Source organism: Cronobacter sp. HA18006, from assembly GCF_011605445.1.
GTDB classification, from domain to species: domain Bacteria; phylum Pseudomonadota; class Gammaproteobacteria; order Enterobacterales; family Enterobacteriaceae; genus Cronobacter; species Cronobacter sakazakii.
This window is the reverse complement of record NZ_JAANQB010000011.1, coordinates 813,975-826,454: the sequence shown is the minus strand read 5'-3', so window position 1 is coordinate 826,454 and position 12,480 is coordinate 813,975. Positions and strand designations below refer to the sequence as shown.

The following is a 12,480-nucleotide window of genomic DNA, read 5'->3' as shown; positions in this document are numbered from 1 at the left end:
CTCCTTAAAGCAGACCTTTGTCGCGCAGGAAGTCGCGGGCGACCTGCTGCGGCGTCTGGTGATCGATATCCACCTTCGCGTTAAGCGTGGTGATGGTCTCGTTGTCCATCAGGCCGGAGATCGTATTCAGCGCCTCCTCAAGCCCCGGATTCGCCGCCAGCGTATCCTTACGTACGACCGGCGTAACGGCGTAGCTCGGGAAAAAGCCCTTGTCATCTTCCAGCACTTTTAGATCGAAGCCTTTCACGCGCCCGTCGGTGGCGTAGACCAGGCCTGCGTCCACAAAGCCGTCGCGGATGGCGTTATAGACCAGCCCCGGGTCCATCTGGCGGATCTGCGGGCGGTCGAGCGGCATGTTGTACGCCTGTTGCAGCGGCTTCATGCCGTCGCTGCGCCCGTAAAACTCCAGGTCGAGCGCCAGCATCCAGTTGTTATCCGGGTCGGTTTTGCGCACCTGTTCGATTTTCTCCGCCAGCTGCGACATCGTCGAAATATGCTCCTCTTCGGCGCGTTTGCGCTGCATCGCGAATGCATAGGTGTTGTTCATGCTGGCGGGTTTCAGCCACACCAGCCCGAGCTTCGCGTCGAGCTTTTTCACCGTGTTATAGGTTTCCTCGGGCGTCATTCGCTTGTTGATATGGTTGAAGATAATCAGCGACGTGCCGGTGTACTCCCAGGTCATATCCACCTGTTTGTTGATCATGGCGTTGCGCGAAATCACCGTCGCGATATTGGTGCGCGGCTCCACCTGAAAGCCTTTCTTTTGCAGGTACAGCACCGTCATGGCGGAGAGAATATGTTGCTCGGTAAAGCTCTTGGTGGTGAGCACCAGCGGTGCTGCGCGAGCGGCGGTTGTGGCCAGCAGCAGACCTGCGGCTGCAATGGTCAGCCAGCGATTCAGCAGGGTCATCGGAAGCTCCTTATCATCAGGCGGTATGCGGGCTGAGCACGCGGCCCAGTGCTGCAAGCGCCATATCCAGAATCAGCGCGAACAACGCCGTGGCGGCGGCGCCAAGAATGAGCGTCGGAAAATCGTTCAGATAGATGCCAGGGAAAATCAGCTCGCCGAAGCTGCTCGCGCCGATAAGAAAGGCGAGCGGCGCGGTGCCGACGTTAATGGCGGTCGCGATGCGAATGCCGGAGAGCATCACCGGCCAGGCGTTCGGCAGCTCCACCTGCCACAGCCGCTGGCCTTTGGTCATTCCAATGCCGTTGGCGGCTTCAATCAGCGAGCCCGGCACCGAGCAGAGCCCGGCGTAGGTGTTACGCACAATCGGCAGCAGAGAAGCCAGAAACAGCGCCACGATAGCGGGTTTATCGCCAATGCCGACGACGACCATCGCCAGTGCCAGCACCGCCAGCGGTGGCAGAGTGTTGCCGACGTTAAAAATCTGCATCGCGTATTCCGCAAAGCGGCGCGCGGCCGGACGGCTTAACAGAATGCCGCTCGGGATACCGACGGCGAGCGCCAGCGCCATGGAACTGAACACCAGAATCAGGTGCTGTTTACCCAGATAAAGCAGATCTTCGCGGCGGGCGGCGAGGGTGTCGGGGCCGATGCCCCAGACCAGTAAGGCAATAACGGCCGCGAGCCCGGCGAGCGCCCCGATGGCGCGTAAAGTCAGTGAGGCTTTCTGCATGAGGCGTTGTCTCCCTGGTGCACGTTTTATGGCGATGAGGCTCGCCTGTTGTTATGCCGTGTGTCGGCAGGGTGTATTGAGCTATAGCAACCGGGCGGGAAGGATTCCACATTACGTGACATTTATCTGGCAAATGATTTACCCGGGCAATTAACGATTTTCCCTTATCCCGCCTCGCTTCGCGGGCGCGACAGAGAATTATCTTAAAAGGCAGGCGGAGGAAGTGACGCCGTAACAAAACGGGCATCTATAGCGAAAAAATCCCGGCAGGGCGCGCAGTTATGGTAGCGTCAGAAAAAACTGAAACCAGAAAGTGGAACGTAAAACGATGGGGCTGTTGATTAAAGCGCTGCTCGGCGCGGCGGTAGTGGTGCTGATAGGCATGCTGTCGAAAACCAAAAATTATTATATCGCGGGGCTTATCCCGCTCTTTCCGACGTTTGCGCTGATTGCCCACTATATCGTCGTCACCGGGCGCGGCGTGGAGGCGCTGCGCACCACGGTGATTTTCGGTATGTGGGCCATCATTCCTTATTTTGTCTATCTGGCCTCGTTGTGGGTGCTAAGCGGCATGGTTAAAGTGCCGCTGGCGCTCGGCGGCGCGGTCGCCTGCTGGTGCCTGAGCGCCTGGCTGCTGATTGCGCTCTGGAGCCGCTTTCACTAACGGTAAAGCGTTTTTTGCGAAACCGGCATCAGCAGCCCGCTGCACCAGTGGGTAAGCGTCGCACGGGCCAGCTCGCCCAGCGCCTCGTAAAACGGATGTTGCGCCTGCGTGCAGAACACCTCCAGAAAGCGCGGCGCGAAGGGCAGCAGATGCCAGGCCAGCAACTCATCGAGCTCGCGGGTTTTTCCCTGTTCCGCAAGCCAGGCCGCCAGCAGCAACAGCAGACCGATATGATCCGCGGGCTCATTTAGCGGCGTTTCAAAGGCGATGGCGTTGTCACGCAGCCACCCCTGCAGCGCAAGCGTGGAGTCGCCAAACAGCACCGACTCGCGATCGAGCCAGACCGATCCCCACGGCGGCGCGGGCAGCGCGTGCGGGCCGATAAAGAGCCGCTGCCACGCCTGCGCCAGCGTTTCATCGCCGCTGTTCAGCGTGTAAAACCCGGCCACGCGCGCGCTATCAAACCCGCAGGGCCATTCGCGTTCCCAGCCCGGCATACGCAGCGCGTCCACAATGGCGCGCGCTTCGGGCGCCTCGGGCGAGTAATAAAAGAGCGCGCCCAGAATGCGGGCGCAACAGGCGATATCCGTTAATTTTTCTTTCACTGCGTCACTGTCCTGAAAAAGCCGGGCGGCGTCGCCGCCCGGAGATTATCCCGCAACGGCCATACCGACCGTCATGTGCAGCCCATAAAAGAGGCCGCGACCGATAAGTTCGCCTGCCAGTACCAGCGCAAACCCTGCCGCCAGCCCCCACGGGCGCGGCGGAACGCGGCGCACCAGCGGGCAGAGCCAACAGCCGATGCCGAGCGCCAGCAATACCATGCGCCACGCCTGCCAGAAGCCGTAATCCGGCAGCAGGGCGCTCGCCTGTTGTACGGAGCTGTGAATGCCCGCAAGGCCCGCGCTCTGCATCAGCGCCGCCGCGACGCTTATCACCAGTGCGAATACGCTCACCATCGCGAACTCCCGCGGGCCAGCGACGCCCGCGACGGCGAGCAGAAGCGCGCCGAGCAGCGGCCCGCCGAGAAACGCCGTCAGAAAAAAGCCGAGCGTGGTATAGCTGTTATGCCAGGTCGGCACGGTGTTTATCTGATACACGCGGGTCATCGCGAAGATAAACAGCACGCCGAGCGCCATCGCCACGATAAGCCAGATTTTCCCGAGCGCGTCGGGCATTTTCCCGAGCACCGCCACCAGCCACCACAGCCCACCGACCGCGAAAAACAGCGATCCGCTGGCGATTTCATTACTGAGCGGCGAGTGCCCGAGGCGGTTCAGTGAATTGAACGCGCGCAGCGGCGAGCCGAGATGCATCACCGAGGCGAGAAAGGCGATGCCCATCAGCACCCAGAGAAAAAACATGGCGCGCACCATGCGCGGGCGTTCATCCTTAAGGCCTGTAAACCACGCCAGCCCGGTGACGATAAGCCCGCCCACCACGCACTGGCCGAGCACGGTGAATAGCACCAGCGGCCATTCATGCCATCCGCTTCCCATTTCAGACCTCCTTCGGATTCGCCAGTTTGCCGGTGGTGTCACCGGTCGGGCGGCTGTTTGCGTTGGGTTTAATCACAATATTCGGGCGGGTAAAGTGCGCGGCGGGCAGCGGCGCGACCTGCGCCAGCGAACCGTACTTTTTACGCAGTTCGTCAATCGGCGCCATATCCAGCGCGCGCAGCGGGCAGGACTCAACGCAAATCGGTTTTTTGCCCTCAGCGATGCGTTCATAGCAACCGTCGCATTTAGTCATATGCCCTTTGGCGGCGTTGTACTGCGGCGCGCCGTACGGACAGGCCATATGGCAGTAGCGACAACCAATGCAGACCTCTTCATTCACCACCACAAAACCGTCCTCGCGCTTGTGCATCGCGCCGCTGGGGCACACTTTGGTACAGGCCGGATCTTCACAGTGGTTACAGGCTATTGAGAGGTAGTAAGCGAAGACGTTCTGATGCCAGACGCCGTTATCCTCCTGCCAGTCGCCGCCCGCGTATTCATAGATGCGGCGAAAGCTGACGTCAGGGATGAGATCTTTGTAATCCTTGCACGCCAGCTCGCAGGTTTTACACCCGGTGCAGCGGCTGGAATCAATATAAAAGCCATATTGTGTGGTCATCGGAACTCCTTACACCCTGGCAAGCTGAACGAGATTGCTGTGCGACGGATTGCCTTTCGCCAGCGGCGAGGGCCGTTGCGTGGTCAGAACATTGATAGAGCCGGCGTGATCGACGCCTTCGGCGTCAGGCTGGTACCACGCGCCTTCGCCCAGCGCCACGACGCCCGGCATAATGCGCGGCGTCACTTTCGCCTCGATGCGCGCTTCGCCGCGCGCGTTCCAGACCCGCACCAGGTCGCCGTCGTTAATGCCGCGCGCCCGTGCATCCTGCGGGTTTATCCAGACCTGCTGGCGACACGCGGCCTGTAACACGTCCACGTTGCCGTAAGTCGAGTGGGTGCGGGATTTGTAGTGAAAACCGGTGAGCTGGAGCGGGTACTGCGCGCGCAGCGGGTCGCTTACCTGTTCAAAACCGGGGCTGTAGACCGGCAGCGGATGAATGACATCGCCTTCCGGCAGCTGCCAGTGCGCGGCGATATCGGCAAGCGCTGAAGAGTAGATCTCGATTTTACCGGAGGGCGTGTCGAGCGGGTTCGCAGCCGGGTTTTCCCGGAAAGCCTGATAGGCGACGTGATGGCCCTGTGGATCACGAAGCTTAAAGATCCCCTGCTTGCGGAAGGTGTCGAAATCCGGCAGTTCCGGGATCGCGCGCTGTGACTGCGCGTAAAGGTGACGCAGCCAGCCTTCCTGAGTACGGCCTTCGGTGAAGGTATCGCCAACACCCATGCGCACGGCGAGCGCGCTGGTGATGTCATAGATAGTGCGACACTCAAAGCGCGGCGCAATCGCCTGATCGGCGAAAATCACGTAGGCCATATTGCCGCAGGAGGCGTCGAGCGCGAAATCCATCTGCTCCGACGCGGTGCAGTCCGGCAGCAGGATATCGGCATAGCGCGCCGAGGCGGTCATATGGCAGTCGATCACCACGATCAGCTCGCACTTTTTGTCATCCTGCAAAATCTCATGGGTACGGTTGATCTGCGAGTGCTGGTTGATAAGACAGTTACCAGCGTAGTTCCAGATCATCTTAATCGGCACGTCGAGTTTCTCTTTGCCGCGTACGCCGTCGGCGGTGGCGGTCATCGACGGGCCGCGCTCGATGGCGTCGGTCCAGGTGAACATCGAGATGCTGGTCTCAACCGGGTTTTGAAGCGTCGGCATCCGTTCGAAAGGGAGTGAAAACGAGCCTTCGCGCGCGCCGCTGTTGCCGCCGTGAATGCCGACGTTCCCCGTGAGGATGGGGAGCATCGCTATCGCGCGGCAGGCCAGCTCGCCATTGGAATGGCGTTGCGGCCCCCAGCCCTGCGCGATAAACGCTGGTTTCGCCTCGCCGATTTCACGGGCGAGTTTGATAATGCGCGCTTCGGGAATGCCGGTGATGGGCGCGGCCCAGGCGGGCGTTTTGGCGGTGCCATCTGGCCCGTCGCCGAGAATATACGCCTTATAGTGGCCGTTCGCGGGCGCGCCGGGCGGCAGGGTTTTCTCGTCATAGCCAACGCAATAATTATCCAGGAAAGGCTGATCGACATAGTTTTCAGCGATCAACACCCAGGCGATCGCGGACGCCAGCGCGGCGTCGGTGCCGGGGCGGATCGGGATCCACTCATCCTCGCGTCCGGCGGCCGTGTCGGTATAGCGCGGATCGATGACTATCATTCGCGCCTGCGATTTCGCGCGCGCCTGCTCAAGGTAATACGTCACGCCGCCGCCGCTCATACGGGTTTCGCCGGGGTTATTGCCAAACAGCACCACCAGCTTGCTGTTTTCAATATCAGACGGGCTGTTGCCGTCGGCCCAGCCGCCATAGGTGTAACTAAGGCCGGCTGCGATCTGCGCGCTGGAGTAGTCACCGTAGTGGTTAAGATAGCCGCCGCAGCAGTTCATCAGCCGGGCAAGCAGCGTTTTCCCCGGCGGCCAGGAGCGGGTCAGGGTGCCACCGAGCGTGCCGGTGCCGTAGTTGAGGTAAATCGCCTCGTTACCGTATTCGCTGATGATGCGCTTCATACCCTGGGCGATGGTGTCCAGCGCTTCATCCCAACTGATGCGCACAAATTTGCCTTCGCCGCGTTTACCGACACGCTTCATCGGGTATTTCAGGCGGTCCGGGTTGTAGACGCGTCGTCGCATGGAGCGGCCACGCAGACAGGCGCGCACCTGGTGCAGCCCGTTGTAGTCATCACTGCCCGTGTTATCGGTTTCAACATAGCGGATTTCGCCATTCACCACATGCATACGCAATGGGCAGCGGCTACCGCAGTTGACGGTACAGGCGCTCCAGACGACGCGCTCGTCCGGCGCGCTGATGGCCTGCCCGACGGCGGCGGCCACCTGTCTGACCCCGAAGGGCAGGGAGATGCCGCCTGCCGCGAGCGCCAGACCGCCAAGCGCGGTGGATTTCACCAGCGTGCGGCGGCTGATCCCGACCGGATTATCGGTATTTGACATTACTCACTCCTTGTCTCCGCAAAAGAGACGCAATGTGTTTTCTGATTGTGGTTTTGTTTTTATGGTCGGCCTGCTTTCCCGCGTTTCTGGCGACGCCAGAAAGGCAAGAGACAGGTGGCGACAGGTGCGACGATGAAACCGGATTGCAGAAAAGTAGATGGCTAATGATTAGCGCAGGGAAGAGTTTTACTCATAACGGAGTAGAAAACGTTAACGAGGGTCAATAGATGTGGCGTATGGAAGGCGGGAAATAAAAAAGGGGCCGAAGCCCCGTGTGCTGTTATTGCGGTTCGCTGGCCGCGCCCTGTGACGTTCCGCCGCCGCTGGCGTTGCCGCTTTGAGTACGGGTATAGAGAATTTTCTGCGTATCGTTCGCGCAATGTCCGACCACCTGCGCATCCGGCTGGTCAGCCTGGTCGTTAGGAACGATAGTTAACGTAAATCCGGTTTCCGGTACGCCATTATTAATGATGCGCTGTTCAATATCGGCTTTAACCCGTTCACAGGAGTTTTGCGCGGCGCTGACCGGTAATGTCGCAGCCAGCAGGAGGGCGCCTGCCCAGTAACGTTTTTTCATTAACGGCTCCTTATTGACGTAAAACAGATGTAGTAAGCATAGCAGTTGTTATATATATCACTGACTTTTCAGATATCATGCCGCTTTTGGCGAGGCCGCAGAAGGATAATAAAGACGTGAAAAACTATGTGACGGTAATGATGGTAACGCTTGTGCTGACCGGCTGCGATAAGCCGGACGCGCTCGCGCCGTTCAGCCCGGAGATGGCCAGTTTCTCAAGCGAGTTTAATTTCGATCCGCTACGCGGCCCGGTAAAAAACTTCACTCAGAAGCTGATTAACGACAGCGGCGAGGTGGAGACGGAAGTTAACGGCTCCCTCTCGCAAGAAGGGTGCTTCGAGACGCTGAATTATTCCGACAAACCGAGTAACAGCCATCTGGCGCTGGTGTTGGACGCTAATTACTATCTCGACGCGATAAGCCGCGAAAAGCGTATCCGTTTACAGGGCAAATGCCAGCTGGCCGAGCTGCCGGCGGTGGGCATGGTCTATGAAACCAACGATCGTGAATTTGTCGTGAAAGGACACACGCCGGAAGTATCAACCACCTACCGCTACGATGATGAAGGCTATCCGCTCGGCAAAACCAGCAAAACGAAAGACGCTGAACTGTCGACCGTCGCGACGCCGAGCGATACGCGTAAAAAACATGACTACACCTCGGTGACGACGCTTAACAGTAAAGTTATCGATACGGCGAAACAGAGCTGCGAATATGACCGCCATCTCAACCCGTCAAGCTGCGTACTGGAAATCACCGACGCCAGCGCGACGCCGCCCGTTCTGCATAAATTCACCATTCAGAACGAAATCAATTATTACTGACAGGCTGTTAACACGAAGGTGAGAAAAGCGCAGGCAATCCTGCGCTTAAATATTACTGCGCGGTGGGTTTCAGCAGCGTCGTCCCGGCGGGTTTGAGGTTCGTCAGGTACTGATGCTGGAAAATACACATGCGGATGGTGTTGCGGTACTCGCCATTAATAAAGAATTCATGGATAAGTTCGCCTTCCACCATAAAGCCGAGCTTGCGGTAAATATGAATCGCTTTGGCATTCTCTTTATCGACGATCAGATAGAGCTTATAGAGATTCAGCACCGTAAAGCCGTAATCCATCGCCAGTTTCGCCGCACGGCTGGCGAGGCCTTTGCCCTGATGCTCGGGTGAAATGATTATCTGAAATTCAGCGCGGCGGTGGACGTGGTTAATCTCCACCAGCTCCACCAGGCCTGCTTTATCGCCGTCACACTCCACCACAAAGCGGCGTTCGCTCTGGTCGTGGATATGTTTATCGTAGAGATCGGAGAGTTCGACGAACGCTTCATAAGGCTCTTCGAACCAGTAGCGCATAACGCTGGCGTTATTGTCGAGCTGGTGGACGAAACGCAAATCTTCACGTTCCAGCGGGCGCAGTTTGACATCAACGTAGTCTGACATCGTTCATCCTTTTATGCGCGGGAAATACCGGCCCCCGACGTGCGGGAGCCGTGATACAAAGAGGGTTTACGGATTAATGACGCGGCCGGTGCGGCGGTCAAGACAACGCAGGGTGTTGGGCTCCCAGTAGGCGTTCAGATTCGCGCTTTTCTCGCAGTTGTCTTTGGCGTCGAACGCGACATCTGCTTTATCCCACTCTTTTTCGGTACGCTTGTTCACTTTCTGGCGTAAAGAACGGGTGTCATTCCATTGCTCTTTATCCATCGCGGCATCCTGGCGGGTCCGCGCGTTATCGCCAGACTCAATAATCAGTTTATCGGTTTGGGCGTTAGCGACGCCTGACAGCGCGCCGGTCAGCAACGCCAGCAGCAGTGAGTGGCGAAGGAATTTGTTCATAGCGATATCCTTAAGAAGCGGTTCTTGTCGTGAAGCCGACACGCTTTACTATATCATCGTGCGCGATTTGCGCACAGCGGCAGCGATTGCCGATATTACCTCAATGAGTCTCAATATGATTAAAACCACTTTGCTGTTTTTTGCCACCGCGCTTGCGGAAATTATTGGCTGTTTTCTGCCGTGGCTGTGGCTGCGCAAAGGGGCGAGCGTGCTTTTACTGCTGCCGGCGGCGCTGTCGCTGATGCTGTTCGTCTGGCTGCTCACGCTGCACCCGGCGGCGAGCGGGCGGGTGTATGCCGCTTACGGCGGCGTCTATGTGATGACCGCGCTTATCTGGCTGCGCGTCGTCGACGGCGTACGCCTGAGTCTCTACGACTGGGCAGGGGCGGCGGTCGCGCTTTGCGGCATGTTGATTATCGTCGCAGGCTGGGGCCGCGCCTGACGCGCTTCTGATTTCACCTGACTTTTCTGGCAACCACGCTTCACGCTTTGTGAAGCGTCGCGCATTTTTCCGTCAAATCAACTTGTATGGTAGTTAAGTTAGTTGAGCGTAATGCGTACAAATTACGCATCGTTGTTACACAAAAGGAAGGATGCATGAAGATCAGTAAAGCGGAAGTGTTTGTCACCTGCCCGGGGCGCAACTTCGTGACGCTTAAAATCACCACCGACGACGGACTGACGGGACTTGGCGACGCCACGCTTAACGGGCGCGAGCTTTCCGTCGCCAGTTATCTGCGCGATCACCTCTGCCCACAGCTGGTAGGGCGCGACGCGCAGCGCATCGAGGATATCTGGCAGTTTTTCTACAAAGGCGCGTACTGGCGGCGCGGCCCGGTGACGATGTCGGCGATTTCCGCCATCGACACGGCGCTGTGGGATATCAAAGCCAAAGCCGCCGGAATGCCGCTGTACCAGTTGCTCGGCGGCGCGTCGCGCGACGGCGTGATGGTGTACTGCCACACCACCGGCCACACCATTGATGACGTGCTTGAGGATTACGCGCGCCATAAAGAGCAGGGGTTTAAGGCGATCCGCGTGCAGTGCGGCGTACCGGGCATGAAAACCACTTATGGCATGGCGAAGGGCAAAGGGCTGGCGTATGAGCCCGCCACCAAAGGCCAGTGGCCGGAAGAGCAGCTCTGGTCCACCGAAAAGTATCTCGATTTCACGCCAAAACTCTTTGAGGCGGTGCGCGAGAAATTTGGCTTTAACGAACACCTGCTCCACGACATGCATCACCGTCTGACGCCCATCGAGGCGGCGCGTTTCGGTAAAAGCATTGAGGATTACCGTCTCTTCTGGATGGAAGATCCGACGCCCGCCGAAAACCAGGCCTGTTTCCGGCTTATCCGCCAGCATACCGTGACGCCGGTTGCGGTCGGTGAAGTTTTTAACAGCATCTGGGACTGTAAACAGCTTATCGAAGAGCAACTGATTGACTACATCCGCACCACGGTGACCCACGCGGGCGGGATTACCGGCATGCGCCGCATCGCCGATTTCGCAGCACTTTATCAGGTGCGTACCGGTTCGCACGGGCCGTCGGATCTCTCGCCCATTTGCCACGCCGCCGCGCTGCATTTCGATCTCTGGGTGCCGAATTTCGGCGTGCAGGAATATATGGGCTATTCAGAGCAGATGCTGGAGGTTTTCCCGCACAGCTGGTCGTTCGACAACGGCTATATGCATCCGGGCGAGAAGCCGGGGCTCGGCATTGAATTTGATGAAAAGCTGGCGGCGAAATACCCCTACGACCCGGCCTATCTGCCGGTAGCCCGCCTCGAAGACGGCACGCTGTGGAACTGGTAACCCTGCATCACCGCGGCGTGCCGCGGTGACAATAATAAAAACCTCCGGACCCTACCTATGAAAATTAAACACTTACGCTGGTATATGATAGGCCTGGTGTCGCTGGGCACGATTATCAACGCGCTGGCGCGCAGCTCGCTCAGCGTCTCGGCCCCGACGCTGTTCACCGAACTGCATATCAATGAGCAACAATACGCCTGGATTTTAAGCGCCTTTCAGTTCGCCTATACGCTTGCGCAGCCGCTCTGCGGATTCTTTATCGACGTGGTGGGCTTAAAGCTCGGCTTTTTCATTATGATCATCGCCTGGTCCGTGACCAACATGGCCCATGCCGCCTGCAATTCGTGGGGCGGGCTGGCCTTCCTGCGCGGGCTGATGGGGCTTAGCGAAGCCTCGGCGATCCCGGCGGGCGTGAAGTGCAACTCCGAATGGTTTCCGGCGAAAGAGCGCGGCATCGCAGGCGGTGTGGCGAATATCGGCACGTCGATTGGCGCGATGCTGGCGCCGCCGCTCGTGGTGTGGGCCATCATGGCTTACAACTGGGAAATGGCGTTTGTGATCACCGGCGCGCTCGGGCTTGTCTTTGCCGTTATCTGGTGGTTTGGCTATGAATCCCCCGCGCGCCATCGGGCGCTCAGCACGGAAGAGGCGCGGCTCATCGAAGCGGGGCAGGAGAAGCATCTGGAGGCTGACGGCAGCAAACCGTCGGTGATGCAGATCCTGCGCCAGCGCAACTTCTGGGGCATCGCGCTGCCGCGCTTTCTGGCTGATCCTGCCTGGGGCACGATTAACTTCTGGCTGCCGGTCTATCTGATGACGGTGCGGCATATGCCGCTTAAAGATATCGCGCTGTTTGCCTGGCTGCCGTTTCTGGCGGCGGATTTCGGCGGCATGGCGGGCGGCTTTCTCAATAACTTCATGATGAAGCGCTGGAATATCTCGACCATTAACGCGCGGCGTATCGGGTTCAGTACCGGCGCGGTGCTGATGCTGCCGCTCTCGCTGGTGGGGTTTGTGGAGAGCGCCTATGTGGCGATAGCGCTGGTTTCCGTCTGCGCCTTCGCCCACCAGATGCTCTCCACCCAGGTGATTACGATGGCGACCGATCTCTTCCGGCGCAACGAAACCTCTACCGTCAGCGGTTTCGCGGGTACTGCGGGCTGGACGGGGATTTTCATCTGTACGCTCATTATGGGCGGCCTGGTCAATACCGTTGGCTACAACCCGTTCTTTATTATTCTGAGCCTGATGGATATCGTCGGCGCGATTATCCTCTGGACGTTCGTCAAAGCGCGCGTGGCGGATAACCTGGCCGCGAAGCCTGTTACCGTCTGATCGTTCCCCTGATTTTCTCCGGCAAAACGTAAAGCGTGATAAAAATCACGCTTTAC

The 12,480-nt window shown here is 58.6% G+C and carries 14 protein-coding genes; 5 read left to right on the top strand and 9 right to left on the bottom strand.

The window, feature by feature from the left end; genetic code table 11:
* Positions 1–4: 4 nt before the first annotated feature.
* A complete protein-coding gene (gene osmX / locus G9X48_RS05620; RefSeq protein ID WP_007697231.1) occupies positions 5–910 on the bottom strand; it encodes an osmoprotectant ABC transporter substrate-binding protein OsmX in 906 nt (301 codons plus the stop codon).
* 16 nt (positions 911–926) lie between these two features.
* Positions 927–1,640 (bottom strand): osmoprotectant ABC transporter permease OsmY, encoded by a 714-nt coding sequence (osmY, locus tag G9X48_RS05615; protein WP_054624777.1) that lies wholly within the window; start codon positions 1,638–1,640, stop codon positions 927–929.
* 328 nt (positions 1,641–1,968) lie between these two features.
* Here osmY and G9X48_RS05610 point away from each other — a divergent pair, with 328 nt between their 5' ends.
* Positions 1,969–2,304 carry a GlpM family protein gene (locus G9X48_RS05610; protein ID WP_004387237.1) on the top strand — a complete coding sequence of 112 codons (336 nt, stop codon included), beginning with the start codon at positions 1,969–1,971 and terminating at the stop codon, positions 2,302–2,304.
* Here the strand turns inward: G9X48_RS05610 and dmsD are convergent.
* The 5 genes from dmsD to G9X48_RS05585 form a co-directional block, all read right to left on the bottom strand.
* Complete coding sequence (dmsD, locus tag G9X48_RS05605; RefSeq protein ID WP_097640635.1) at positions 2,301–2,909, bottom strand: Tat proofreading chaperone DmsD; 609 nt, start codon at positions 2,907–2,909, stop codon at positions 2,301–2,303. The two genes, G9X48_RS05610 and dmsD, sit on opposite strands and share 4 nt — an antisense overlap.
* A gap of 45 nt (positions 2,910–2,954) precedes the next feature.
* On the bottom strand, positions 2,955–3,803 hold the full coding sequence (locus G9X48_RS05600; protein WP_097640634.1) for a DmsC/YnfH family molybdoenzyme membrane anchor subunit: 849 nt from the start codon (positions 3,801–3,803) through the stop codon (positions 2,955–2,957).
* A 1-nt stretch (position 3,804) separates the two neighbouring features.
* A complete protein-coding gene (locus G9X48_RS05595) occupies positions 3,805–4,422 on the bottom strand; it encodes a DMSO/selenate family reductase complex B subunit (RefSeq protein ID WP_097640633.1) in 618 nt (205 codons plus the stop codon).
* 9 nt (positions 4,423–4,431) lie between these two features.
* The gene (gene dmsA, locus G9X48_RS05590; protein WP_097640632.1) at positions 4,432–6,867 is read right to left on the bottom strand and encodes a dimethylsulfoxide reductase subunit A; all 2,436 of its coding nucleotides are present in this window, start codon (positions 6,865–6,867) and stop codon (positions 4,432–4,434) included.
* Positions 6,868–7,147: 280 nt separating this feature from the next.
* On the bottom strand, positions 7,148–7,444 hold the full coding sequence (locus G9X48_RS05585) for a DUF1161 domain-containing protein (RefSeq protein ID WP_007867972.1): 297 nt from the start codon (positions 7,442–7,444) through the stop codon (positions 7,148–7,150).
* A 116-nt stretch (positions 7,445–7,560) separates the two neighbouring features.
* Here G9X48_RS05585 and G9X48_RS05580 point away from each other — a divergent pair, with 116 nt between their 5' ends.
* On the top strand, positions 7,561–8,268 hold the full coding sequence (locus G9X48_RS05580; RefSeq protein WP_097640649.1) for a YnfC family lipoprotein: 708 nt from the start codon (positions 7,561–7,563) through the stop codon (positions 8,266–8,268).
* A 52-nt stretch (positions 8,269–8,320) separates the two neighbouring features.
* Here G9X48_RS05580 and speG read toward each other — a convergent pair whose 3' ends face one another.
* A complete protein-coding gene (gene speG, locus G9X48_RS05575) occupies positions 8,321–8,881 on the bottom strand; it encodes a spermidine N1-acetyltransferase (protein ID WP_004387243.1) in 561 nt (186 codons plus the stop codon).
* A 66-nt stretch (positions 8,882–8,947) separates the two neighbouring features.
* Positions 8,948–9,277: a DUF1283 family protein gene (locus tag G9X48_RS05570; protein WP_004387244.1), complete on the bottom strand. Its 330-nt coding sequence runs from the start codon at positions 9,275–9,277 to the stop codon at positions 8,948–8,950.
* Positions 9,278–9,392: 115 nt separating this feature from the next.
* Between G9X48_RS05570 and G9X48_RS05565 the strand changes: the two genes are divergently transcribed.
* The 3 genes from G9X48_RS05565 to G9X48_RS05555 all read left to right on the top strand — a co-directional run bounded on the left by G9X48_RS05565 (position 9,393) and on the right by G9X48_RS05555 (position 12,424).
* Positions 9,393–9,719: a YnfA family protein gene (locus G9X48_RS05565; protein ID WP_004387245.1), complete on the top strand. Its 327-nt coding sequence runs from the start codon at positions 9,393–9,395 to the stop codon at positions 9,717–9,719.
* 155 nt (positions 9,720–9,874) lie between these two features.
* Positions 9,875–11,089 (top strand): D-mannonate dehydratase ManD, encoded by a 1,215-nt coding sequence (gene manD, locus G9X48_RS05560; protein WP_004387246.1) that lies wholly within the window; start codon positions 9,875–9,877, stop codon positions 11,087–11,089.
* 57 nt (positions 11,090–11,146) lie between these two features.
* Positions 11,147–12,424 carry an MFS transporter gene (locus G9X48_RS05555; RefSeq protein WP_032973132.1) on the top strand — a complete coding sequence of 426 codons (1,278 nt, stop codon included), beginning with the start codon at positions 11,147–11,149 and terminating at the stop codon, positions 12,422–12,424.
* Positions 12,425–12,480 lie beyond the last annotated feature (56 nt).